Origin of the sequence: Pseudomonas sp. NPDC086278 (assembly GCF_050280905.1) — a bacterium.
GTDB lineage: Bacteria > Pseudomonadota > Gammaproteobacteria > Pseudomonadales > Pseudomonadaceae > Aquipseudomonas.
Genome location: NZ_JBNNWE010000033.1, coordinates 1 through 25683, shown reverse-complemented (window position 1 = coordinate 25683; position 25683 = coordinate 1). Strand labels below are relative to the sequence as shown.

Below are 25683 nucleotides of genomic sequence, written 5' to 3'. Positions count from 1 at the left end.
GCATAAATGACCGCACTCAACGACCTCAATGCCCTGCAAGCCAGCATCGCCGAATCGGTGCTCGGCCAGGACCAGGTGATCCGGCAAATCATGCTCGGCCTGTTGGCCAACGGCCATTTGCTGCTGGAAAGCTTGCCGGGGCTCGCCAAGACCCGCACGGTCAAGGCGCTGGCCAAGCACCTGGACGCGAAGATGAGCCGCATTCAGTTCACCCCCGACCTGCTGCCGTCGGACATCACCGGCGCCGAGGTCTTGCACCAGATCGATGGCAAGAATGAAATCCAGTTCCAGCCCGGCCCGCTGTTCGGCAACCTGATTCTGGCGGATGAAATCAACCGTGCACCGGCCAAGGTGCAGGCGGCGCTGCTGGAAGCGATGGAAGAACGGCAAATCACCGTGGCCGGCAACAGCCATGTGCTGCCGGAGCTGTTTATCGTGGTCGCGACGCAAAACCCGATTGAACAGGAAGGCACCTATCCGTTGCCCGAAGCGCAGATGGACCGTTTTCTGATGAAAGTGCTGCTCGATTATCCGAGTGCGGAAAACGAAAGCCAGGTGCTGCGCTTGTTGCGCGAAGAAGAGTTTGCGCTGGGCGCCAAAACCGCTCCGGTCAAAGGCTTTGCGCTGTCGCAGGAGGTCATCTTCGCCGCGCGCCGCGAAGTCAGCGGGATTCACGTATCGCCCGCCATCGACAGTTACCTGATCGACCTGATCAACGCCACCCGCCACCCCGCCGACTACGACGCCGACCTGGGTCGCTGGATTGCTATCGGCGCCAGCCCGCGCGGTGGCATCGGCCTGGACCGTTGCGCCCGCGCAGATGCCTGGTTGCAGGGGCAGGATTTCGTCTCGCCGGACAACGTGCGCGCCGTGGTACACCCGGTGCTGCGGCATCGTTTGCAGCTCAGTTATGACGCGGTGGCCGATGGCGTGACCGCGGATCAGGTGCTGGATCGGTTGCTGGACAAGGTGGCGATTCCGGCATGAACGCCGATGGCCTGGTTTATGTCTCTCTCGCGCAATTGATGGCGCTGGAGTTCAAGGCCCGCGACCTGAGCTTTCTGGCGCGGCAGCCGCAAGGCAGCATTCTCGCCGGCAACCATGCGTCGCGCCTGCGGGGCCGTGGGCTGAATTTCGATGAATTGCGCCGCTACCAGCCGGGGGACGACTTGCGTCACCTCGACTGGCGCGCCTCGTTGCGCACCGGCAAACCGGTGGTGCGCACCTTCACCGAGGAGCGCGACCGCCCGGCGTTGATTCTGGTGGACCAGCGCATGTCGATGTTCTTCGGCTCGCAGCGCAGTTTCAAATCGGCCATCGCCGCCGAACTCGGGGCGCTGGCGGCGTGGATGACCTTCAACGCCGGAGATCGGGTCGGCGGCCTGGTGTTCAACGATCAGCGCATCGACAGCATCGCGCCGCTGCGCAGCCGCAAGCGGATCGAAGCGTTTTGCAGTCGGATTGCCGAGCTCAATCAGCAACTGAACGCCGCCAACCCGGACGCTGAAGGCGAAGACCAGCTCGACAAGGTGTTGCAGCATTGCCTGGCGGTGGCCGGGCACGATCATCTGATCTGCATCGTCAGCGACTTTGCCGGCGCCGGTGAGCGCACCTTGCAACTGATGCGGCAGCTCGCGGCGCACAACGATGTGATCGCGATGCAGGTGTACGACCCGCTGGCGCTGAACCTGCCGAAAAACGGGCGTTTGCTGATCACTCAGGGGCAACTGCAAGTGGAACTGGCGGTTGAGCAACACAGCGTGCACCAGCCGTTGGGCGACTTTCTCAGTGGTCGGCTCAAGGACGTCGCGACCCTGCTGCGCCGCAGTCAGGTGCCGCTGATGATGTTCAGCACCGCGACCGATGCCCAGGAGCAATTGCGCGCGGAACTGGGCAGGGGTCGGCGATGAACCCGAACATTCCGAGCATCGACCAACTGCAAGAAATCGCCCTGCCGGCGCCGGTCAGCTACGCGCCGCAGACGTGGGGTTGGTGGGTGCTGCTCGGCCTTTTGCTAGCGACGGTAGTGTTGATCAGCGCGCGACGGTACTGGCAATGGCGCCGGGATCGTTATCGACGCGAGGCGCTGGTGCGGCTGGCTGAATTGCAGAGTCGCAGCGATGACCTGCGGGCATTGCGTGAACTGCCGGAACTGCTGAAAGGCGTGGCGCTGTCCATGCCTTCCCCAACCTGGAAGACAAAACCTGCCGCAACCTCGCTGCCACAGGGGAATGCGGGGGCGCTTGGGGGGGAGGACTGGCAGGTGTTTTTGCAGCGGCACATTGCGCAGCCGTTGCCCGCCGATCTCAGCCAGCGCCTGGCGCAACTGGCGTACGCACCCGATGCCACATTGCAGGCGCTGCCGACTGCGCAACGCCAGCAACTGTTCGACACCTGCAAACTCTGGGTGGAGCGTCATCATGTGGCAGCTTGATTACCCGTGGTTGCTGGTCCTGTTGCCGCTGCCCTGGTTCGGTTACCGCTTCCTGCCCGATTACCGCGAGGCCCGCAGCGCCGTGCGCGTGCCGTTTTTCGGGGCCATGAGCCGCGCGGTCGGCCAGGCGCCGAGCCAGACCGGCACGCGCAACAATCGCTGGCAATTGCTGCTCAATCTGCTGGTCTGGACACTCATCCTGGTGGCCGCCGCACGCCCGGTGTTCGTCGAAAAACCGATCGAACGTCAGCAACCGGTGCGCGACCTGATGCTCGCCATCGATATTTCCCAGTCCATGGAAACCACCGATTTCACCGACGCCAATGGCCAGAAAATCAATCGCCTGGCGGCCGTCAAAGCAGTGGTGCACGGCTTTATCGACAAACGCAAAGAAGATCGCCTGGGCCTGATCGTGTTCGGCAGCGGCGCCTACCCGCAGGCGCCGTTGACCCTGGATCACGCCAGCCTGTCGCTGTTGCTCGACGACACCGGCATTGGCATGGCCGGCCCCAACACCGCCATTGGCGACGCGATCGGCCTGAGCCTGAAACTGCTGGAACAGGCCCACGAACAGGAAAAAGTGCTGATCCTGCTCACCGACGGCAATGACACCAGCAGCGCGATCACCCCGGATCACGCCGCACAAATGGCCGCCGCCAAAGGCGTGGTGATTCACACCATCGGCATCGGTGACCCGACAGCCGAAGGCGAGGCCAAGGTCAACCTGCAAGGCTTGCAGCAAATCGCCGAGGCCACGGGCGGCAAGTTCTTCCGCGCCGAAGACCGCAATGCGCTGGATCAGGTCTACAGCACCCTCGACAAACTGACCCCGCATCAAGTGAAAACCCTGAGCCATCAGCCGAAAAAGGATCTGTTCTGGTGGCCGCTCGGCGCGGCAATCGGGTTGCTGGCGCTGTATCACCTGGGCGCCCTGCTCCGTCCGCACCTGGCCCTCGCGCGTCAGCGGCAGGAGGTCTGAGATGGAGATCAATCTCAGCGACTTCCATTTTCTGCGCCCGTTGTGGTTGCTGCTGGTGCCGTTCGCCGCGCTGCTGCCGATGCTCTGGCGCCGCAGCCGCGACGTGCAACGGCGCTTGCGCAGCAACATTGCCGAGCACCTGCTGCCACATTTGCTGATCACCCCGCAGGATCAACAACGCCTGCGCCCGGTGCATCTGGTGTGTGCGCTGTTGATTCTGGGCGCCGTCGCGGCGGCCGGGCCGACCTGGGAACAGGACCGCCCGGACTTCCTGGAGAACCGCGCCCCGCTGATTATTGCCATCGACCTGTCACCGTCGATGGACGCCAGCGATGTACCGCCGAGCCGTCTGGAAGCGGCCAAACACAAGATTCACCAGTTGATCCAGCGTCGCGCCGGCGCGCGCAACGCGCTGATCGCCTACGCCGGCAGCGCGCATCTGGTGTTGCCGCCGACGGACGACCCGGCGCTGCTCGACACGTTTATTCAAGCGTTGAGCACCGACCTGATCGTCAAACAAGGCAAAAACGTCGGCGCGGTGATCGAGCAGGCCAAACACCTGCTAGCCGCCGAGAAAACCCCGGGCACGCTGCTGCTGATCACCGACGGCGCCGACACTTCGCAACTCGCCGGGCTGGACAAGCAACTGGACGACAGCGCGCTGCAAGTGTTGATTCTGGCGGTCGGCAGTGAGGACGGCGGGATCATTCGCGACGCCAACGGCCAGCCGCGCACCGACAGCAACGGGCGCCCGGCACTCGGCAGTTTCGACCAGGCGGCGCTCAAGCAACTGGCCTCGGCCGTAGACGCGCCGTTGGGCAGCCTGACCCTGAATAACGATGATCTGGACTGGGTCGAGCTGCACGCGCAGCAGCATTTCCAGAGTGCCAGCGATGAACAACGGGAACTGCACTGGAAAGACGCCGGTTACTGGCTGTGCTGGCCGTTGCTGCTGCTGGCGTTCTTCAGCGTGCGCAAGGGCTGGAGCCTGAACTGGATGGCCGGTTTATTGCTGGCGCTGGGCATCGGGTTGCAGCCGACCAGCGCCGAAGCCAATTCCCTGACCGATGCGTTTTTCACCCCCGACCAACAAGGGCGCTGGGCCTTTGAACATCAGCACTTTCCGCAGGCGGCGGCGCATTTTGTCGATCCGTACTGGAAAGGCATCGCCGCGTATAACGCTGCGGATTTTGACCTGGCGCTGGCCAGTTTTGCGCGGCTGGAAACGCCGCAGGCGTACTTCTATCTGGGCAATATCTACGTGCGCCGCTTCAAGTTCGATCAGGCCATTGCCGCCTACACCCAGGCGCTGAAGTTGCAGCCGCAGTTCCCGCAAGCTTCGGCCAATCTGGCGCTGGCCATTGCCTTGCAGAAAGACACCGACAGCGCCGAGCAGAATGCGCCCGAGGTCAAACCGGACGAAATCAAGATGGACAAGGCGCCGGGCAAGGGCCAGAGCAAACCGGTGCAGACCGAACAGGCGGCTTCGGATGAGGTGTGGTTGCAGAACCTGAGCACGTCGCCGGCGAAGTTTTTGCAGCAGAAATTCAATTTGCAGGATCAGGTGGGGGGCAAGCCATGAACCAGGTGGACTGTCTGGTAAACCGCGTCGCGGCCTTCGCGAGCAAGCCCGCTCCCACATTGGATCGGTGTGCGCCGCCACCCCCCTGTGGGAGCGGGCTTGCTCGCGAAGGCGTCCTCCCCGGCATCACAAAACTTTCAGGCTTATTGCTGTGCCTCATCAGCATCAATGCCCTGGCCGCCGAACCCGACCTCAGAGTCCAGACCCGCCTGCAACCCGCCAATTCAGTAATGGTCGGCGGCATGCTGGAACTGCAACTCGACGTCCTCACCGACAGCTGGTTCACCGACGCGCCCACCCTGCCCGACCTGAAGCTGCCCGGCGCGCTGGTGCTGCCGCCGGACGGTCACGCCGAACACATCAATCAGACGCTGGACGGCAAATCGTTCAACGGCATGCGCTACAGCTACCGGATCACCCCGAACCTGGCGCAGGGTTTTGACATTCCGCCGCTGACGGTGCACGCCACACCCGGCCAGGCCAACGCACCACTGAGCGCGCAGAGCCAACCGCTGCACTTCACCGCCGCGCAACCGCCAGGCTTCAAGCCCGGCGAACCGGTGCTGGTGGCGCAGGGGCTGCGCTTCACGCAAAAAATCATCCCTTCAGCGACGCCGTTGAAAGTCGGCGACAGCCTCACCCGGCAACTGACCTTGCAGGCCGACAACGCCATGGCGATGTCGCTGCCGGCACCGGCGCTGGGCGATGTCGATGGCTTGAGCCGTTACCCGAAGAGCCCGCAGATCAGCAATCTGGATGACGGCCGAGGCAACTTCAACGGCGGTCAGCGCATCGACACCGTGACCTATCGCATTGACAAAGAAGGTAGCCACAGCCTGCCTGCCATCGAGCTGACATGGTGGGACGCCGGCAGCCAGCAAACCCGCACCGCGCAGGTCCCGGCCGTGACGTTCGAGGCTGCCGCCAACAGCACCTACAAACCGGTGTTCTCGATCACCGAAGACCTGAAAAAACTCGGCCAGCAAAGTCGCGTGCACCTTGGCGGGCACTGGCTGGTGCTTTCGGCATTGCTGCTGGTGGTGGTGTTGCTCGGCTGGTTCGCCCGCCCTTTCGTGCAGCGTGCCTACGTTGCCGCGCAGACCCGGCGCCGTGCCCGGCACGCAGCCTGGCTGGAATCCGCCGACTACGCCTGGCGGCAGATTCCCGGGCAAATCGATGGCAAACCGGCGCAACTGAGCGCGCTGTACCTGTGGCTCAGACGCAGCCGCATGGGCCTGAAACTGAGCGATCTCGGCCCACGCTTGCAGACCCTGCTACGCGCCTGTTACGGCCGTACGCCGACCGAAGATCAGGCGCTGCGGCAACTCAAGCATTCCTTGGCTACGCTGCACAGTCAGGCCAAGCACCGCAACGCCATGCGCCCCTCTGCATTACGGCCTCTTAACCCTGTACACGAGAAGGACTTCCCATGACGAACCCGATATCGCTGCGCAACCGCTTCGGGCTGACCCTGTTTTTCGCGCTGGCCCTGCCGTTGCTCGCACACGCGGCAGAACCGCTGCCCTCGTGGAACGATGGTCCGTCGAAGAAAAACATCATCGAATTCGTCCAGGCCGTCACCGATCAAACCAGCAAGGACTTCGTCAAACCCGAGGACCGCATCGCCGTGTTCGACAACGACGGCACCTTGTGGAGCGAGCAACCGATGTACTTCGAGTTGCTATTCGCCCTCGAAGAAGTCAAACGCACCGCGCCACAACACCCGGAATGGAAAACCACCCAACCGTTCCAGGCCGTGCTTGAAAACGACCACAAGGCGCTGGCTGCCGCCGGCATGGACGGCATCCTGAAAATCTTCGGGGCTACCCACACCGGCATGACCACCGAAGCCTTCGATGATTACGCCAAGACCTGGCTGAGCCAGGCCAGGCACCCCAAGACCGGCAAGCCGTACACCGAGATGATCTTCCAGCCGATGCTGGAAATCCTCGACTACCTGCGCGAGCAGGACTTCAAGACCTACATCGTCTCCGGCGGTGACACCGCGTTCATGCGCGCCTTTGCCGAGAAGGTCTACGGCATTCCGCCGGAACAAGTGATCGGCACCACGTTTGTCACAGCGTTTCAATACAAGGATGGCAAAGCGTCGATCCTGCGGACCCCGAAACTGGCGCATAACGACGACGGCCCGGGCAAACCGGAAAGTATCGATGCGGTGATCGGCAAACGGCCGATCTTCGCCTTTGGCAACTCCGACGGCGATTTGCAGATGCTGCAATGGACCGCCGCCGGGCCGGGCAAACGCTTCATGGGGCTGGTGCATCACACCGACGCCAAACGCGAATGGGCCTACGACCGCAAGTCGGACATCGGCCGGCTGGACAAAGCGCTGGACGAAGCAAAATCACGTGGCTGGACCGTCGTGGACATGGCCGCCGAATGGCGCCGGATCTATCCGTTCGACGCCGCCGCACCCGAGCAAGTGCAGTAAAAAAAAGCGTGACGCAGGACCGCAATAAACGTTTGTCGCAATCAGCGACGTAGTGAGCAAAAGGAGCAAGTCAGATGACTCGCATACGCAAGTGGCTACCGAAACTCGCCCTGGTGGCAGCCTCGGTCATGGCGATCTCGGCAACGGCCGGAGCCGCCGAAAAACCCAACATTCTCGTGATCTTCGGCGACGACATCGGCCAGACCAACATCAGCGCCTACTCGATGGGCGTGGTCGGGTACAAGACTCCGAACATCGACCGGATTGCCAAGGAAGGCATGATGTTCACCGACTATTACGCGGAGAACAGCTGCACGGCAGGACGCTCGTCGTTCATCACCGGTCAGACCCCGCTACGTACCGGGTTATCGAAAGTCGGCATTCCGGGCGCCCCGGTCGGCCTGCAAAAACGTGACATCACTATCGCCCAGGCGCTCAAGTCCCAGGGTTACGCAACCGGTCAGTTCGGCAAGAACCACTTGGGTGACAAGGATGAATACCTGCCGACCAACCACGGTTTCGACGAGTTCTTCGGCAACCTGTACCACCTCAACGCCGAAGAAGAACCCGAGCGTCCGTACTGGCCAAAAGACGATGCCGAGTTCGTCAAGGCCAACACCCCGCGTGGCGTGATCCACAGCTTCGCCGATGGCAAGATCGAAGACACCGGCGCGCTGACCGCCAAGCGCATGGAAACCATCGATGACGAAACCACCGCAGCGGCACAGGCGTTTATCGAGAAACAGGTCAAGGCGGACAAACCATTCTTCGTCTGGATGAACACCACCCGCATGCACGTGTTCACTCACGTGCGCGACTCGATGAAAGGCCAGAGCGGCATGCCCGGCAACGAGTATGCCGATGGCATGCTTGAGCACGATGCCGACGTCGGCAAACTGCTGAAAACCATCGATGACCTGAAAGTCGCCGACAACACCATCGTGGTCTACACCACCGACAACGGCCCGAACCAGTTCTCCTGGCCGGACGCGGCGACCACGCCGTTCCGCAACGAGAAGAACTCCAACTGGGAAGGCGCCTACCGCGTACCGGCGATCATTCGCTGGCCGGGCAAGATCAAGGCCGGTGAAGTGTCCAACGAGATGTTCTCGGGCATGGACTGGTTCCCGACCCTGCTCGCCGCTGCGGGCGACGCCGACGTGAAAGACAAGCTGCTCAAAGGCTGGGCACCGACCGCTGGTGGCACCAACTTCAAAGTGCACCTGGATGGCTACAACCAACTGCCGTACCTGACTGGCCAACAGCCTAAAGGCGAGCGTAAAGAGTTCTACTACTTCAACGACGACGGCGTGCTGGTGTCGATGCGCTTCGACAACTGGAAAGTCGTGTTCTGCGAACAACGCGAGCCTGGCGGCTTTAAAGTCTGGAGCGAACCGTTCGTGTGCCTGCGCGTACCGAAAATCCTCAACCTGAGGATGGACCCGTACGAACGCGCCGACGTGGTTTCCGATCAGTATTACGATTGGCAAACCAAAAACGTCTACCTGGCTGCTCAAGCAGTACAAAAGGCAGCGGGCTTCCTGCAAACCTTCGTCGAGTATCCGCCGAGCCAGAAACCGGCCAGCTTCAGCATTGACCAGATCCGTGCTGCAGTGGATGCGAAGATCGCAGAAAAAATGAAAGCGGCACCGGCTGCACAGTAAGATCGCGTGACCGCCGCTCGCCCTGACCGGCGAGCGGCCCTGTTTTTTTGACTTGAGACCGTAGCGACTTCATCGCGAGCAGGCTCGCTCCCAGAGGAATTTGTGCCGGCGCGCAGATTCCATGTGGGAGCGAGCTTGCTCGCGATGCAGCCAGCAAGGTCGCAGGCTTTATTGAACTGAAACAAGGCAACCCGCAATGTCCTCACGTGTCGCCAGCAAGTCGTCGGCCATCCCCGCTGCCGCTCCCGCCGCCTCCCCGGCCCTGCTGATCCCCGCCCTGTTGTTGTTCGTCTCCGGCGCCGCCGCGCTGGTGTATCAGGTGCTGTGGATCAAACAGTTGTCGCTGGTGGTCGGCGTGGAGGTGTATGCGATCACCACCGGGATCAGCGCGTTCTTTGCCGGGCTGGCCTTGGGCGGTCTGCTGTTTGGGCGCTGGGCGGACCGCTTGCGGCGACCGGTGTTGCTGTACGCGGGGCTGGAAGTGCTGGTGGCCGTGCTGGGCGTCGGCGCGACGTTTGCGCTGAGCCTTGCCGCCAGCCCGTTCGCCTGGCTGGAGCAACACGTCGGCGTGGCCGCGTGGCTGTTGCCGTTTGCGCTGGTGGGCATTCCCGCGCTGTTGATGGGCGGTACGCTGCCGGTGCTGGTACGCTCGTTGGCCGCCGACCCGCAGCACCTGGGCAAGGCTGGCGGCCAACTCTATGCAGCGAACACCGCAGGCGCCATCGCCGGCACCCTGCTTGCCGCGTTCGTGCTGATCGCCACCCTCGGCGTGCGCGGCAGCGCCCTGGCCGCGGCGATGCTGAACTTGCTGGCGGCTGCCGGTGCACTGTGGTTTCAACGCCAGCGTCCGGAATCGGTCGAAGCGCCGACCAGGCACCACCCCGGCGTCAAGGCGCCTGATCGCCTGGCGCTGTGGCTGTACTCGATCGCCGGCGGCGTGGCGCTGGGTTACGAAGTGGTCTGGTCGCAATCCATCGTGCAGTTCATGAGTACGCGCACTTACGCGTTTGCCGTGGTGCTGGCGACTTACCTCACTGGCCTGTTCCTCGGCAGCGTGTTGCTGGCCCGTCGGGTTGATCGCCTTCGCGATCCGTGGGGCGTATTCGGTTTGCTGATTGCCGGCGCGGGTCTGATCGCGTTGCTGGAAGTGGCCTTTCTCGAGCGCTGGCTGGTGTTTTTGCAATCCCGGGCCGAAATCGCCGCGCTGGCGATGGGCGGCAGCGAATTGCTGGGCATGAGCGCACGTTTTGCGGTGGCGGCACTGAGCATCGTGTTTGTGCCGACCCTGTTGCTGGGCGCCGCGTTTCCGCTGGCGTTGCGCCTGAGCGTCGGCCAGGACCACGTCGGCAAAGACGTGGGTGCGGTGGTCGCGTTCAACACCCTCGGCGGGATCATCGGCGTGATGCTTTGCGGGTTCCTGCTGATCCCGCTGCTGGGGTTAGTGCGCACGCTGGGACTGTTGGCGATCATTGCGGCCGGCGTCGGTTATTGCGCGGTACGCAAAGGGCATCACGTCAAGAAGGGCCGGCGTCAGGCGGTGATTGCCATTGGCATGCTCGCAGCGCTCGTCGCGGTGTTGACCCCGGTCGACAAACTCGCCGGTCTGCTGCCCGGCGCACGCAACGGCACGTTGGCGTTCTACGAAGAAGGACGCGGCGGCACCGTCGCCGTGGTCACACAGGGCAAGGGCCAGAAAACCTTCCAGCGGTTGTACATTCAAGGCGTGTCAAACACCGGCGACGCCATGCCGTCGCTGCGGTACATGCGCATTCAGGCACTGTTGCCGCTGCTGATCCACACCGGCGAACCGCGCTCGGCGCTGGTCATCGGGTTCGGCACCGGCATCACGGCGGGCGCGTTGACTCGCTATCCGGGGCTTGAGCACCGCGTCGTTGCCGAATTGCTGCCCTCGGTGGTCAAGGCCGCGCCGCTGTTCAAGGGCAATTTCAATGCCGCTGCCGACCCGACGGTGGAAGTCCGGTTGCGTGATGGCCGCCAGGAACTGCTGCGCAGCCCGCAGACTTACGACTTGATCACCCTCGAACCGCCACCGCCCTCCGCTGCCGGCGTGGTCAACCTGTATTCGCGCGATTTCTATCAACTGGCCGCCAGTCGCCTTGAGCACAATGGCCTGGTCGCCCAGTGGCTGCCGCTGCCGACGCAGAACATCGACGATTCACGCTCGCTGGTGCGCAGCTTCCTCGATGTGTTCCCTTACGCAACGCTGTGGACCAGCGAGTTCCACGAAATGCTGCTGGTGGGCTCGATGCAGCCGATTGAGCTGGATGCCGCGAAAATCACCCAACGCTTCCAGCAAGAAAGCGTGCGCAGCACCTTGCAGGACGTCGGCATCGGCTCGGCCGCCGCGCTGCTGGCGACATGGGTGACGGACCGCGCCGGGCTCGAACGTTTCGCCGCCGATGCACTGCCGGTGACCGACGATCAGCCGCGCATCGAATACGCGCCGTGGGTTCGCGCCAAGGAAATCAGCCGCGTGCTGCCCGCCCTCCTCGACCTGCGCCAGCCACCGCCGCTGCTGAATGCCGACGCCGGGCTCATCGAGCGCATGAACGTTCACCAACAGCGCCTGATGCAGTTCTACCGGGCGAGCCTGCATGCTTACGACGGTGACCGCGATGCGTGGGCCAGGGACATCCGCGAAGTGATGCGCGGTGACGGCGGCAATCCGTATTACCGCTGGTTTGTCGGCGACTGAAGCAGACCCGAGGACTTTTCGACGCGAAACCGGTAGGGTGCGCAAAATCAAATGGCCATCACCCTCCCGGCTTCAGGGAAGGGCCGCCTCGCAGGTTTTCATGGAGTTGCACACGCAATGAGTTGCTGGACCATCCTTGGCCTGCCGGCCGACGCTGACATGCGCCGTATCAAACGCCAGTACGCGGCCCTGCTCAAACAGACCCGCCCGGACGAAGACCCGGAGGGTTTTCAGCGACTGCGCGAGGCTTACGAGCAAGCGTTGCGCATCAAGGACCGGGAGCAATCGCGCGAGGACGCCTGCGAAGCTGACGAGTCGTGGGATCTCACTGGCCTGACGGTGCTAGAAGTCGACGCGCTGCAAGTGGTCACTCGTCCGTTGCATCAGGTCAGCCGCAGCGAGCTTGAGCAACGTTATGCAATTGCTGTGGAACACGGTGCGGTCAACGTCATGGAAGACGCGGTGTTGCAGCATTGTGTCGAGTACACCGACACCTGCGATGACCTGATCGAGTGGGCGATTGAGACCTTTCACTGGTTCACTTACCGGCAACGGCTTGAGCTCGACGAGGACTTGATCAAGCAGTTGCAGGTGCAGCGAAAGCGCCTGTCGGAGCTTCGTGCCGCGCCGGTTTTTCTCGCCCGGCAGCAACAACTGGCCCTGCAACCCGCCGCCACCCCGGAACATCGCGCCGCCCGCCTGTTACTGGCGCCGTCCACCTTCAGCCAGCGCCGCGCCATGGCCCGGCGCCTGCGCGAAGACGATTGGGCACAGTGCCGCACATTGAGCTCGACGCTGTACGCCAACCACCCCGATGTCTGCGCCAGCCTGCCCGGCGGCACGCCGTTCTTCTGGCGTGAATGGGAGCATGCCTATGACAGTTGGCCGATGTATGTGGGCATCGTCCTGGCCTGCTTCGTCAGCAGTTTTGTGCAATTTGCGCCCGACGGTGCCCGGCTGGGGAGTCTGATCAGTCTTGCGGTGTTCTGGTCGGTGATATTCGCAGTGGGCGGCTGGGTCGTGAACTGGCTGATGCATCAATTCGCCCATCGTTGGTGGCTGCTGGACGACCGACTCAGTGCGCGCGTGTTGCCCCGGTTCAGCCCTGACCACTTACCGTTCGGAGTGCTGCGAGACCTGGTGCCTTGTGCCGTCATGGCGGCCGGCCTCGGTTACTTCCACGGCCCGCTGGCGAGCGCCATTTATGTCGCTACTTTGCTGGGGGTCGGCCTGATACGCCGGCGGCAGAGCAAACCCCGAACGTCCTCCAGCCCAATACTCAAATATTGCCTGATGGGCGTGGGCGTCCTGGTATTGGTCGCGCTGCTGGGCGTGTTCAAAGCGATCGCCAACCAAGGCACGGTCAATCGCAATCAAGGCCTGCAACAGTGGACCGAACGCTTTTGCAGCCGCATGCCGGCCAGCGCCACAGCGTGCAGCGCACCGGCCACGCATGAGCAGTGGTACGGCAAGGAGGCCGGGCGATGAGTCAGCAGTGGATGTTCCCCGTGGGGATATTTTGGGGGGTGATGGTTTTGGGGCTGGTCGGTTCCGGCAAACCCCTGACGACGTTCGACTTGTGGCTGGACAGACATGACGCGCCCGTCACCGCGCAGGCCAACGCCTTGAGTCCGGTGATCGACTGCATCAACCGGGTCGACGTGCCATGGCGCATCGCTTATGAGCGCTATCAATCACCGGAAAAATCCGCGGAACCGGCCCGGGACTGGATGGCCGACAAACGTGATTTCAGTGACGTGCCCTTTTACCAACAGGATGTCTGTTCGGCAAAAATCAGCGAAAAGCTCAATATCCTGGACTACGACAAACCCTTGGCAGAAATGGCTGAGCGTTACGTGCAGGCCCTGGAACAGGTGACGCCCCTGACGCTGAATATCAGCGCTTATCAGAAAGTACGTTTTTCATCGGCTAGCTACGCATCGCCGGCAGATACAGCCGCGCAGTTTCAGCCCAGGACTGAGGACTATCTCCGGGCCTCCACGGCACTGAGACAGCACGTCGAGTCGCTGGACCTCGAACAGCGACAGGCTCAGCTCAAGTTGATCGAAGCGCGTCTGGGCAAGGACATTCATTGGACCCTGCTGGCTTACATGATCCAGGCCAGGGACACACTGAACCTGATCAGCGAGGGGGTAAAAACCGCCAGCCTGACGCCGCAGGCACTGGCGAAAACCACGGCCGACCTGCAACGGGCGTGGGACGCAAGGCAGCCATTCATTCACGTGCAATTTCCCGAACCGGAACGCAACAAACTGCCGCGCGAACTCTGGTGGCAGATTGACGAGCCGTCGCAACGGTATCTCGATGCCTTGAACAGGCTGCACAGGGATTGGCAGAACAAGGCTGAACCGCAGCGCTTGAGTGCTGATTTTTATGCGGTGACGCGGGGTTATGACTCGGTGCTCAACCATTACAACCGGCTGGCGCGTGCTGAATATTGAGAGGTGTAGCGCCGGCCAGGCCGCCTTCGCGAGCAAGCCCGCTCCCACAATTGATCTCGGTCTAATGTGGGAGCGGGCTTGCTCGCGAAGAGGCCAGCCTATTGGTAGCCGAACGTACAAAATTCATCTATCGATGCCGGTTGGCTCACAACCGTGAATTGACAGACGCCGAGCATCCGTTAAAGCTGCATCGAGCTTGAACGCGCGCCTGATGGCAAACGCACCTCGACCACGGAAGTCGCAATGCCAAAAGATAAAAATAAAGCAGCAAACCCCAACCCTGATGCGTCCCCGAACCTGATTCATCGCTACCTGTTTTCCGTCACGATCACCGTATTGCTCCTGGCCGTGGCGGGCATCGGCTGGTTTCTGTTCAGCAGCGCACCGGCGCCGCTCAAACCGGCGCCGACGCCCGTCAGCACACCAACAGTGCAACCGGCCAAACCGCAACCGGTCGCCCAGGCGCCGGCAACGATGGTCGATGAGCAACAATGCCAAGGCTGCCACAGCGAGCAGGTCAAGGACTGGAAAGGCTCCCATCACCAATTGGCGATGCAGCAAGCCACGGCTGAGACCATGCTCGGCGACTTCAATAACGTCACCTTCAAAGCGGAAAACGAAACCACCCGTTTCTCGCGCAAGGACGACGGTTTCTGGGTCAACACCCCCGGCCTCGACGGAAAGAATGCCGACTTCAAAGTCGCCTACACCTTCGGCATCGCGCCGTTGCAGCAATACCTGATCGAAGTCGGTGATGGTCGGCTGCAAGCGCTGGGCGTAGCCTGGGACACCGAGAAGGGCCGCTGGTTTCACCTCTACCCCGGCCAGGGCGTGAACTTCAAGAATCCGCTGCACTGGAGCAAGCCGAGCCAGAACGCCAACTTCATGTGCGTCGAGTGCCACACCACAGGCTACAAACGCAATTTCGATGCGCAAAAAAACACTTTCGACAGCCACTGGAACAGCCTCGGCGTCGGCTGTCAGGCCTGCCACGGTCCGGCCTCCAATCACCTGGAATGGACAGCAAAAAAAGTCGACTTGATTCACGCCGGTTTTGCGGTCGACCTCAAGGATAAAAACGCCACTGTCGAAATTGAAACCTGTGCCCGCTGCCACTCGCGCCGTGCGCCGCTGGACGACGGCTACACCGTCGGCAAGCGCTTGATGGACGACTATCTGCCAAGCACCCTGACCCGCGAGTTGTATGCGCTGGACGGCAAGATCAAGGATGAAGTGTTCGAACACGGCTCCTTCGCCCAAAGCAAAATGTTCGACAAGGGCGTGCGCTGCAGCAACTGTCACAACCCCCACAGCACCGAACTCAAGGCGCCGGGCAACGGCGTATGCCTGCAATGCCACAACACTGCCGGCAAAACCTCGGTGGCAGGGGTCGACGGTAAAGGCTTGCAAGCGAAGAACTACGATTCCATCGAACACACCCGCCACACCATGGGCCAGCCCGGTTCGCAATGCGTGGATTGCCACATGCCCGGCAAGTTCTACATGGGCAACGACTTCCGCCATGACCACAGCTTCAGCATTCCCAACCCGGAGCGGGCGAAAAAACTTGGCACGCCGGACGCCTGCCTGACCTGTCACCAGGGCAAGGCCGGCGACAAGGTCACCGAGCAATTCAAACTGTGGAGCAACGCCTCGCCGCTGCAAGCCGCGCCCCGTTACGACGAAAGCCTGTGGCTGATTCGCAACGGTCAGCCCGGTGCCGCGCAAGCCTTGTACGAGCAATTGCAGCGCAGCAACTTGCCGGCGATTCAGCGGGCGACGCTGCTCAGTGAATTGCCGCTGTACCCGAGCGAGCAAGCGCTGAAACTGGCGACCAAAGACCTGAGCAACCCGGCGCCGCAAGTGCGTGAAAGTGCGGTGCGGGCGATCAGTGCGTTCCTGCCGCCAGCGGAACGTGCGCCGCTGTTGACGCCGTTGCTGGGCGATCCGGTGAGGGCGGTGCGGATTGTCGCGGCGCGGGATCTGCTCAGCGTCGCCCGCAACGGTCTGGGCAGCGCCCAGGCTAATTGGCAATCGGCCATCGGCGAGTACGAGGCCGTACAGAAAAGCCTGCTGGAACGCGCTGAAGCCAACCTCAATCTGGCGATGCTGTATCAGGCCAGCGGTCGCGCCGACGAAGTCGAAGCGCAACTGCGTACCGCCCTCAAACGCGACCCGGACTTTTACCCGGCACTGGTGACGCTGGTGCAATGGCTGGAAGCGAACGGACGCGGTCAGGAAGCGCAGACCCTGTTGGCGCAAAGCCTGAAAGAGCATCCCGACGCGGCGCTGTTGCAGCACACTCAAGGCTTGTCGCTGATCCGTGCCGGCAAGGCGGACCAGGCCATGCCGGTGCTGCGCAAAGCAGCGCAACTGGAGCCGGCGAACGCCCAATACGGTTATGTGTACGCGGTGGCGTTGCACGACAGCGGCAAAATCGACGAAGCCTGCGCAGAGCTGGAACGCCTGCTGAAAATGCAACCGGCGAACCGCAATGCGCGGTTGTCGCTGATCCAGTATTACCTCGACAACGGCCAGGAACCCAAAGCGCAGGTGCTGTTGCAGGGCTGGAAGAAAATGAACATGGGCGATCCGGCGTTGAAATGACCGAGGGCTGATCCGAAGCCCCTTCGCGGGCAAGCCACGCTCCCACAGGTTATTCGCAATCCTTGTGGGAGCGGGCTTGCCCGCGAAAGCCTCAGCGCAGTCTCAAGGATCGCGAATAACCTGTGGGAGCGGGCTTGCCCGCGAAGGCATCAGCGCGGTCTCAAGGATCGCGAATAACCTGTGGGAGCGCGGCTTGCCCGCGAAGGCGTCGACGCGGTCTCAAGGATGAATCACCAGGACGACCCACTCTTCAACGCCAACTCACGCCGGCTGTTGGCCCGCATCGCCTTGATCAACGACACCGTGCCCACCAGCAGAATCGCCGCGGCAAACAGAAAGTCGATCTTGTACAGCTCGAAATCCTGCATCGGTCCCACCAGCAACACTCGAATCGCCCCGACGCCCACCAGGGTCGCCAGAAAATCGATGCCCGGTTCGTCGCGGTAAAACACGTGCAGCAACGGCAGGCAGATCACCAGCAACAACAGCAGCACGATCACCTTGAACGACCCCTTGCGCTCGATGCTGAACGCGCATTCGTTGGCGGCATACGGCTTGTAATCTTCCTCACGCACCATCGAGTTCTTGGTGCCGATGTACTCGGCCGGGGTGTATTTCTGGATCGGGGTAAAGGTGTTCGACATCTCCATGCTGGTGGTGATGTGCCTGAACTTCAGATCGATGCGGTCATTGCCCTTGAGGTAATACAGCACCGGTTTGTAGCCGTAGCGGTAGGTGTCGAACGGGAAGTCCGTCGCCCTGCCCTGCACGCTGATGGCGCGCGGCTCAAGTTCCGCGTAGGCGCTTTTGTTGAGCGACGACAGGTTGCGGCTCAGCGGCTTGATTTTGACTTGTTCGAGAACAATCGGCGTGGCACCGGCGGACCATTGCAAGGGCTCCAGGCGCAGGCGCAATTCATTGCGGCCCAGGTCGTAACGATCAAAAGTCCGCTCGGACACTATGACCGCGCCGGCCAGCATGAACTCGCCGCGCACGTTATTGGTGACGCGCAGCATCAATCGATCCTTGCCCAGCACCGCGCCATCGCTGGCCGGTGGCGTGCCGCACCACGCGGTGCTGTCGAACGTGCCGCCAAGCCGCCCGTCGCGATTTTCCTGGAACAGATAAACGTAACTGCCCCACAGGGCCAGCATCAGCAACAACGCGATCAACCCTAAAATCTTTTTGCCTACACCCACAACCCGACTCCTTTCCCGATTTCGTCCATGCAGCCGAAAACCCGCTGGCGCGGGTCATCGGTTCGTTCCTTGATTAATTGGCAGCGTATTTGTTTTGCAGCGCTTGCAGGCGCTCGGTTTGCTGCGGGGTCAGGCCGCCGGCATCAAACAGCACGGTGCCGTCAGCGCCGACCAGTTTGATGATTTCGAGGCTGAACAGCGCTTCTGCCGGCGCATCAAGCTTGCCCCAGTCGCTGAACTGATTCGGCGTGATTTCCCAGGTCGGCGACTCGCCCGGCTCGATGCCACCCGGAATCGGCAGCTCGACCGTGCCAACGAACCACGGCGTGGCGCGGCCCGGGCTGGCCACGGTGCCCTTGAAACCGACACGGGCCACGGAATACGTCGTGCCGTTCTTGACCTTGGCGACCACCACCGGTTGCCCGTGCGGTGCGGCGACGTTCTTGTTCTTCTCGGTGAAATAAAATTCCGACTTGAGAATCTGGAACTTCGCCATCTCGACCTTGGCGTTTTCGGCCGCCTGTTGGATATCCAGCAGTTGCTTGATCTCGGCCAGGGCTTGCTGTTTTTCCTTGAGGGCACGCTCGGTGCGCAGGTTGGCGGCGATGACGGCGACGTCTTCCGCTGTTTTGCCATTGAGCGTGGTGCGCACGTTGTTTTTGGCCTGCTCGGCCGAGATTTGCCCCGTCAGGGCCTCGCCGATGTTGCTGAAGGTGATGAGTTTCAAGTCTTCAAGCAGTTGGGCTTTCTTGTCCTGGGGCAGGTCCGCCGTGACTTTATCCAGGGATGCCGTGAGGCTTTCGTCGCTGCTGCCATCCAGTTTCGGCCCACCGCAACCTGCCAACATCAACGTCACCACACCCACCGCGAACATCCTGCGCATAACCCGACTCCTTTTTGAGAATGCGCGGACTCTACCAAAATGCCATCACCGACCCAAATAAACTTGCATCAGGCAACGGGACTGACGAAGCACCGATCCCACAAGGTCATGCCTCAGGCCAGCAGGTTCAGCCACGCTCGCGCGGGATCAGACTCTGCAACTGCAACGCGAGGAAGTTGGCGTCAAACGCGAAGGTGTCCGGGTCTTTCAAGCCATTGGTCTTGCGCCATTGCCAGCTATTCGACGGCGGCAGACACACCAGCGAAACGCTGCCATAGCGCGCGGCCGTCAACCCCATTACGGCCAGCGAGATCTGACCGCCCGCGCCCATCACGTCCGGCACGAACTCCACCGGTTTACCGGCGATCACCACCGTCAGCTTCTCGGTCTTGAAGGTCGATGTCTCGACCGCAACACTCGGCCCGAAAGCGACGTACGCTTCGCGGCTGACATCCAGCAGGCTCGGCGACTGGACCGGTTCCAGCCACCGCTGGATCTGATCGAACAGTTCGCCAATACGCGTCGCCCACACGGCCGATTGCGACTCAAACATTTGCTTCTTGTGCGCTTCGCTTTCTGCGTAGTGGCGAAGCATCTCGCCCAATTGCTGTACGTCGTCCATTGCGGTGTTCCTTTGGTTGAAGCAGTGCTGCGGACTTCGAGCATGGCAGATTGGCTGACGGCCCGTTCATTTAATACCGTGACCGATGGGCGCGCGGTGCCGGAAATTACGACAGACGGTATCGATTACTCCGGCATTGATGGTTTTACCTGTCAAATCTGACAGTAGCCAGGGTGCTTGGTGAGGTGTCTCATACGCTCACCATCCACTGATTAGTGATGTGAGAAACACGCTAGGGAGGCAGACCGTGGGCAATGACCGCACTACCAGAGTCCTTTATCCGGTGATAATTCCGGGGCTGAAGACCCCCGTCATTCATGATGCCAAACCTGATGGCGGCATACCGCTGGCGCTCTTTGATGATTTTCCTGAGGGACTGTTATGCCTGATTGACCCTTGGGGCCGTGGAACATCCCGGTCTGTTGCCCTGGCAGTCAACGATCGGGTTGATCTGTTCGTCAACGACCGGGTAACGGCGGTAACGGGCAAAACCATTGGCCCGGGAGAAGAAAACGATCGTGTGCGGCTGTACCTACCCAAAGGCACGCTCAGGGACGGTATTAACGAGATTTTCTACCGAGTGTTGAGACCCGGTCAGACGACACCCACAGAGTCGCTGAAACTGGCGGTGCTCTTCCATACTCTGGCACCGGGAGCACCCGGACATTCAGCGCACAAAGTTCAGCTTTCATCCGATGTGCTGACGAAGGGCGTGGACAGAGACCAGGCAGCCCGTGGCGTCGTCGTCGGACTGGGCTATTCCAACCGACGCGCTCATGACCAACTGCAGTTGAGCGTCGGCGCGGCGAGCGTTGAGCATAAAGTTACCCCTGCTGAAGCGGCTCCAGGCAGCCCAGCGGTGACAAAAACGGTCTTTACTCCGCTGTTCGAACAGATTGGCGATAACCCGCGTACCCCCTTCCAGTTCCGCATCCATGATCAACTTGGTAATCAATCCGGAACCTCTGCGACCGTCGAGGTCGACGTCCATCTCAAAGACAAGCCGGTGCCGATTGACCTCTTGAAACCCAAAGTGCTTGAAGCAAAAGAGTTGGGCGGAACACGCCTGAACTTCGTGAAAGATTTTTACGAAGCGCCATTTGCCACGGTCCAGGTGGCTTACCAGGGTTCCTATCCTGGACATACGGTCAAAGTATATTGGCTGGGTCGCAACAACACTTACGGAAGCGAAATTCAAACAGTCCGGCAGGCAGGACAAACATTGAATTTTAATATTCCACGCCTGGAAGTCGTGGACACGATTGGCAGCGGCGCGGAAATTTATTACACCGTCAGACTGCAAAACACCACCCAGGACCTGCCTTCAAAAACACTGGACATTACGATCACCGGACAAAAACACTCACTCCCGGAGCCCACTTTATCTACTGACAAACTTAACGCGAGGACCTATTACCCCGCACTTGACGGCAACTATGAGGTGCGACTGGCACTGTTCGGAGTGGTGACTCGCTACAGCAATGAAATACCGATTACTCAACCGAACTACACCAACATAGCCGTTCCGCAAGCGTGGCTGACCGAAAACAAAGGACGCCCAGTGCTGTTCAACTACACCTTGAAAAAAACAGGCAGCAGTGAGCCGATTATTTTTTCATGGTGTTTAAGAGTCGTTCTGTAACGAGCTACGTAAGTCCTCATCCAATTTACCTGTCTTAGCGCGCCAAACACTGTCCTGCTCACTCAACAGGTGTTTAATCATGCGTAAAACAATTGTGTTTTTTTTAATGGCAATCATGGCGGGTTGCAGCCAGGTCGGCTCTTATTCCACCCATGATAGCGACGTCACAACTCAGTCCAGCGCGGTGAATGGGCAACATATTGCAACTCAACTAACGACCCTTTATAACCGCCAATTTCCAAACTGCAACAAGGTGGATTCGCAACCGGGCTTTCTCTGTTCTGGAGTGACATTCAGGGTCACCGTAAGGGACCCGGCGGGCCAGTATAAAGTCTGGGACCCGAGCCCCACCTCGACGAAAAGCGGTGGTATTTCGTTTTCATACCTCAGGAAAGACGCGAACTTCGGGCGTCTCGCATGGGGTTATGGAAATGGCTACATCCTTTATCCCTTCCTCGAACAACCCGCCGGCAAGGATCAATTGCAATACCTGTGTTCATACCCGATGGACGCATGGGGCTGGCATCGCAGCGAGACAGAAGTTTGCGGCCCCTCACCTCTTTACCCTGAGCAAAGCAAACGCTGCCAAGATGCCGGAGTCACCACTGCCGCCCAGGCGGTGGCCGTATGGAACATACCCGGCGGCAACCGCAACCTGCGCCAATGTGGTTTTGACGTGGAAGACAAGCGCAATACGTTGGCAGGACCTGCTTTCTATCAGTCATTGCTGGCGAAATCCTTGCTCGGGACCACTGGCTTCAACGAACACAACGAAATAATTGTGAAAACCTGGCCTGCCGGTCGCGCCAATACTCTTCCGATCATGGCGTTCTTTTTCGTTGCTGGCGGTTCAAACCAGGGGTTGGCCGACGCGCAATATAACCAGCGAGATTTCTACAATTCCACCAATCCAAAGATTGTCGTGCCGATCATCCGCCTGACGCCTGCCGCCAGTGCTTCCGAGTCAGCCAGTTTCAGCTACGTTGCCGCAGATCAGGTAGTGAGCCAATGACTCTTCTCCAACCACTGTTTCCAAGATCAAGCGCATCAAACCGGATAAGCCACTGGCGTCCTCTACCCCAAACAAAGGACACTCCGGTGACTCATATGACAGGAGAGCATGATGCGCACCATCGGCCTTATCGGCGGCATGAGCTGGGAGTCCAGCGCCGAATATTATCGCCTCATCAACCAACAGGTTCGCGACCGGCTCGGGCCTTTGCGCTCGGCGAAACTATTGATGTACAGCGTCGACTTCGGGCCGGTCGAGCAGGCTCAGCATGCCGGGCGCTGGGACGACGCGGCGGCAATTCTGGTGGATGCGGCGCGGCGGCTGGAAGCTGGCGGCGCCGAGTGCGTGGTGCTGTGTACCAACACCATGCACAAAGTGGCCGGGCAGATTCAGGCCGCGATCAATATTCCGTTTTTGCACATTGCTGACCCAACCGGACAGGCCGCCGTCGATGCCGCTGCGCTGAAGGTCGGTTTGCTCGGGACCGCGTTCACCATGGAACAGGACTTCCTCAAGGACCGCTTGAGCGCGATGGGTTTGACGGTGCTGGTGCCAGAAGCCGCTGAACGTCAGGCCGTGCACCGGATTATTTACGACGAGTTGTGCGTCGGGGTGATCAGCGAAGCGTCACGCAAGACGTATCAGCAGGTCATCGAATCGCTGACCCGCCGTGGAGCCCAGGCGATTATCCTCGGCTGCACGGAAATCGGCATGCTGATCAAACCCGAGCACAGCGCCCTGCCCTTGCTCGACACCACCGAACTGCATGCGCAGGCGGCGGTGGCGTTCGCGCTGGGCGACTAGCTCAGCCGACCCTGGGCGTTCGGCGCAGACGCGCCATGCTCAAGGTGTCGACGAATACGCCGTCGCGCACGGCGTAACCACGGAACAGGCCTTCGGTCTCGAAACCGAACTTGCGGTACAGACCGATGGCCGCCTCGTTGTCGGCGTACACCGACAGCTCGACCCGGTGCAGGTTCATCCAGTTGTCGGCGATGTCCAGCGCCGCCGCCAATAGCATCGAGCCCACACCTTTTCCTTGCCATGCAGTGGCGACGCCCATGCCAAAACTGCCGGCATGACTGCGGCGTATCCGCGAAAACTGCTCCAGGCCGATGCTGCCGATCACCGCGCCTTGGTGCATTGCCATCAATTTCACTGAGCGTTCGTCGTCGCAGGCCAGGCGCTTGCGCCAGACCTCGGTGGATTGAAACGGCATTTGCAGCACCTGACGGGTAACGGCCGGCTCGTTATAGAGCGCGGTGATGCCCTCGATGTGGGACTCGTTGAAACGTTCGAGGGTGATGACCGGTTCGTTGGCGGGCATGGGTGACTCATCCTTGATGCAGACATGGCTGCGTACTCTACAACGCAATCTCCCTGTACGGCGATACTCCCCTCCCTGTGGGAGCGGGCTTGCTCGCGAAGGCGTCGTGTCAGTCACCATCTATGTTGAATGTAACAACGCCTTCGCGAGCAAGCCCCACACATTTTTTGCTCGTGGTCAGCCTTCGAACCACTCCCGGCGCTCGTTGAAGGTGTTGTGGATCAACTCGACAATCATCTGCACGTCGACCTGCCCTTGAGTTTCGGCATTCACCGCCATCCAGACCTGACGCTGCATCGGCTGTTCGAACATTCCCGGCAGCGCAATCAACCCCCGATCGAACTGGCTCATATAGTGCGGCAACAAGCCAATGCAGCCGCTGCAACGGATCATTTCCAGCATCAGTTCATAGGAATGCAACTGCACTACGCCGGCCAGACGCTGATCCACCACGCTGTTCCACGGCCGAAAACTCTCGACCTGACGATCGTGCTGCCACTGCACGAGCATGAAATCGGCCAGATCATCAAGGCTGTCCGGTCGTGCCGCGACCCGTGAATAGCGTTTGGCAATGTGCGGAAAATACTCCAGTCGCGCCAGCCGTTGCGGCGCACTGACCGCAAAACTCGGCCCCGGCGGAGGCGATTCGGTGTCCGCCAGCCACAGCACCACGTCCGCACTGACCGCTTGCAGCGACAACTCGCTGTCAAGGGTGATGATGTCCAGGCGCACGCTGGCGTTGCGTCGCAATAACGCGACCAGGTCGCGGCCGAGGATGTCGTGCAGGATCGACTCGGCGACCGCCAGACGAATCAGTGGTTGTTCAATCACCGGGACGTCGTGCTCATGGGCCAGGGAGATCAGTTGCGCTTGAAGCGCCAACCCTTCGCGACTGAGGGCCAGGCCATTGTCCTGATGGTTGAACAGGGAGCACTGCAACTGCGCTTCCAGCTGTGCAAGGTGTTTGCGCAATTGCGTGGATTTGATATTGAGGCTGCGCGCAGCCTGCATGAAGCAGCCGCAACGGGCGCTGACCCGAAAGGACTGCGCCAGCACCGGATCGAGGCCGGCGGCGCAAGTGGCTGGTGTGAATGACATCAAGACTCCTTGTCGATCTATCCTTGAAAACCTCATCCTGCGCAGCGTTTATGAACCTGCCGTGACACGCGGCCAGGAAAATCGATTCAGCCACTGGGCGACTGCCGAAAACTCACGGCCAGGCGATTCCAGCTATTGATGGTGGTCACGGCCACCGTCAGGTCGACCAGTTCCTCTTCGCTGAATTGCTCCCGCGCCAACGCAAAGACATCGTCCGGCACCTGGTTTTCGGAGAGCAGCGTCACCGCTTCGGCCCAGGCCAGCGCAGCCCGTTCGCGCGGGTTGAAGAAGCCGCTGTCACGCCACACCACAATTGAATACAGGCGCCGGTCGGTCTCGCCGAGGCGCCGGGCATCCACCGAATGCATGTCGGTGCAGAACGCGCAGCCATTGAGCTGCGAGGCGCGGATCTTGATCAAGTGCAACAACGCCGGCTCGATGCTGAGGTTGCTGGTCAGGGCTTCCATGGCAATCATCGCTTTCATCGCTTTGGGCGACGCGTTGTAGTAATCCAGGCGGGAACTCATGTTGCGACCTCAGGGATCGGACAGTGACCTCTACGTTAGGCGGTGAAGCGCTGACGTTACAGAGCCAATTCGACGAAAAACCCGTGGACCATCGGCGATCAGGCCAATTTGCTGTTTTTTGCCTGCGCAACTTCTGCGCCGCAGCGCATGCGGGTAATCTGGCGCGACGCACACGCGCCTCAACCCCCGCAGGAGCCCCGTCGGTATGGAACTTCACGTTGTCATTAACGGACGCAAGGACCTGACAGGCCAGCTGTACAGCCAACTGCGCAGCGCCATCGAATCCGGTCGACTGGCGGCGGGCACGCAGTTGCCGCCCAGTCGCTTGCTGGCCGAGCAGTTGGGCATCTCGCGCAAGACCATTTCCGATACCTACGCGCAGCTGACTTACGAAAACTTTCTCACCGGGGTGATCGGCAAAGGCACGTACGTCAATGCGCGGGCGGCCAAAGGCCTGCCCAAGCAAAGCCATTCACA

22 protein-coding genes are annotated in these 25683 nt (G+C 60.9%); 16 read left to right on the top strand and 6 right to left on the bottom strand.

Features of this window, described 5'->3' with window-relative positions; translation table 11 throughout:
* Positions 1–6 precede the first annotated feature (6 nt).
* From ACQKP4_RS12840 to ACQKP4_RS12785, 12 genes are all read left to right on the top strand, one after another.
* Positions 7–987 carry an AAA family ATPase gene (locus ACQKP4_RS12840; RefSeq protein ID WP_427633620.1) on the top strand — a complete coding sequence of 327 codons (981 nt, stop codon included), beginning with the start codon at positions 7–9 and terminating at the stop codon, positions 985–987.
* Positions 984–1910 (top strand): DUF58 domain-containing protein, encoded by a 927-nt coding sequence (locus ACQKP4_RS12835; RefSeq protein ID WP_427633618.1) that lies wholly within the window; start codon positions 984–986, stop codon positions 1908–1910. Before ACQKP4_RS12840 ends, ACQKP4_RS12835 begins: the two co-directional genes overlap by 4 nt.
* Positions 1907–2434: a DUF4381 domain-containing protein gene (locus tag ACQKP4_RS12830; protein WP_427633616.1), complete on the top strand. Its 528-nt coding sequence runs from the start codon at positions 1907–1909 to the stop codon at positions 2432–2434. The genes ACQKP4_RS12835 and ACQKP4_RS12830 overlap by 4 nt, the downstream gene beginning before the upstream one ends.
* Positions 2421–3413, top strand: a complete 993-nt coding sequence (locus ACQKP4_RS12825) for a vWA domain-containing protein (RefSeq protein WP_427633614.1) — start codon at positions 2421–2423, stop codon at positions 3411–3413. Before ACQKP4_RS12830 ends, ACQKP4_RS12825 begins: the two co-directional genes overlap by 14 nt.
* Before the next feature lies 1 nt (position 3414).
* Positions 3415–4995, top strand: a complete 1581-nt coding sequence (locus ACQKP4_RS12820; RefSeq protein ID WP_427633612.1) for a VWA domain-containing protein — start codon at positions 3415–3417, stop codon at positions 4993–4995.
* A complete protein-coding gene (locus tag ACQKP4_RS12815) occupies positions 4992–6428 on the top strand; it encodes a hypothetical protein (RefSeq protein WP_427633610.1) in 1437 nt (478 codons plus the stop codon). The genes ACQKP4_RS12820 and ACQKP4_RS12815 overlap by 4 nt, the downstream gene beginning before the upstream one ends.
* On the top strand, positions 6425–7447 hold the full coding sequence (locus tag ACQKP4_RS12810; protein ID WP_427633608.1) for an HAD family hydrolase: 1023 nt from the start codon (positions 6425–6427) through the stop codon (positions 7445–7447). Before ACQKP4_RS12815 ends, ACQKP4_RS12810 begins: the two co-directional genes overlap by 4 nt.
* A gap of 74 nt (positions 7448–7521) precedes the next feature.
* Positions 7522–9111, top strand: coding sequence for an arylsulfatase (locus tag ACQKP4_RS12805; protein ID WP_427633606.1), 1590 nt, complete (start codon positions 7522–7524; stop codon positions 9109–9111).
* Positions 9112–9307: 196 nt separating this feature from the next.
* Positions 9308–11827, top strand: coding sequence for a fused MFS/spermidine synthase (locus tag ACQKP4_RS12800; protein ID WP_427633604.1), 2520 nt, complete (start codon positions 9308–9310; stop codon positions 11825–11827).
* 117 nt (positions 11828–11944) lie between these two features.
* Entirely contained in the window at positions 11945–13315 is a 1371-nt protein-coding gene (locus tag ACQKP4_RS12795; protein WP_427633602.1) for a J domain-containing protein, read from the top strand.
* A complete protein-coding gene (locus ACQKP4_RS12790) occupies positions 13312–14289 on the top strand; it encodes a DUF3829 domain-containing protein (RefSeq protein WP_427633601.1) in 978 nt (325 codons plus the stop codon). The genes ACQKP4_RS12795 and ACQKP4_RS12790 overlap by 4 nt, the downstream gene beginning before the upstream one ends.
* Before the next feature lie 243 nt (positions 14290–14532).
* Positions 14533–16896, top strand: coding sequence for a tetratricopeptide repeat protein (locus ACQKP4_RS12785; RefSeq protein ID WP_427633599.1), 2364 nt, complete (start codon positions 14533–14535; stop codon positions 16894–16896).
* Between the two features lie 230 nt (positions 16897–17126).
* Here ACQKP4_RS12785 and ACQKP4_RS12780 read toward each other — a convergent pair whose 3' ends face one another.
* The 3 genes from ACQKP4_RS12780 to ACQKP4_RS12770 form a co-directional block, all read right to left on the bottom strand.
* Complete coding sequence (locus tag ACQKP4_RS12780; RefSeq protein WP_427633598.1) at positions 17127–18095, bottom strand: hypothetical protein; 969 nt, start codon at positions 18093–18095, stop codon at positions 17127–17129.
* A 73-nt stretch (positions 18096–18168) separates the two neighbouring features.
* Entirely contained in the window at positions 18169–18978 is an 810-nt protein-coding gene (locus ACQKP4_RS12775; protein WP_427633596.1) for a DUF6694 family lipoprotein, read from the bottom strand.
* 127 nt (positions 18979–19105) lie between these two features.
* Complete coding sequence (locus ACQKP4_RS12770; protein WP_427633594.1) at positions 19106–19600, bottom strand: hypothetical protein; 495 nt, start codon at positions 19598–19600, stop codon at positions 19106–19108.
* 247 nt (positions 19601–19847) lie between these two features.
* Here ACQKP4_RS12770 and ACQKP4_RS12765 point away from each other — a divergent pair, with 247 nt between their 5' ends.
* The 3 genes from ACQKP4_RS12765 to ACQKP4_RS12755 all read left to right on the top strand — a co-directional run bounded on the left by ACQKP4_RS12765 (position 19848) and on the right by ACQKP4_RS12755 (position 23058).
* Complete coding sequence (locus tag ACQKP4_RS12765) at positions 19848–21242, top strand: hypothetical protein (RefSeq protein ID WP_427633592.1); 1395 nt, start codon at positions 19848–19850, stop codon at positions 21240–21242.
* Between the two features lie 79 nt (positions 21243–21321).
* On the top strand, positions 21322–22254 hold the full coding sequence (locus tag ACQKP4_RS12760; RefSeq protein ID WP_427633590.1) for a halovibrin HvnC: 933 nt from the start codon (positions 21322–21324) through the stop codon (positions 22252–22254).
* Positions 22255–22365: 111 nt separating this feature from the next.
* Positions 22366–23058: an aspartate/glutamate racemase family protein gene (locus ACQKP4_RS12755; protein ID WP_427633588.1), complete on the top strand. Its 693-nt coding sequence runs from the start codon at positions 22366–22368 to the stop codon at positions 23056–23058.
* 1 nt (position 23059) lies between these two features.
* Here the strand turns inward: ACQKP4_RS12755 and ACQKP4_RS12750 are convergent, their stop codons facing one another.
* From ACQKP4_RS12750 to ACQKP4_RS12740, 3 genes are all read right to left on the bottom strand, one after another.
* Positions 23060–23581, bottom strand: a complete 522-nt coding sequence (locus ACQKP4_RS12750; protein WP_427633586.1) for a GNAT family N-acetyltransferase — start codon at positions 23579–23581, stop codon at positions 23060–23062.
* A gap of 177 nt (positions 23582–23758) precedes the next feature.
* Positions 23759–24679 (bottom strand): LysR substrate-binding domain-containing protein, encoded by a 921-nt coding sequence (locus ACQKP4_RS12745; protein ID WP_427633584.1) that lies wholly within the window; start codon positions 24677–24679, stop codon positions 23759–23761.
* Between the two features lie 86 nt (positions 24680–24765).
* Positions 24766–25206 (bottom strand): carboxymuconolactone decarboxylase family protein, encoded by a 441-nt coding sequence (locus ACQKP4_RS12740; protein WP_427633582.1) that lies wholly within the window; start codon positions 25204–25206, stop codon positions 24766–24768.
* Between the two features lie 205 nt (positions 25207–25411).
* Between ACQKP4_RS12740 and ACQKP4_RS12735 the strand changes: the two genes are divergently transcribed.
* A partial coding sequence (locus ACQKP4_RS12735; RefSeq protein ID WP_427633580.1) for a GntR family transcriptional regulator occupies positions 25412–25683 on the top strand: 272 nt, incomplete at its 3' end.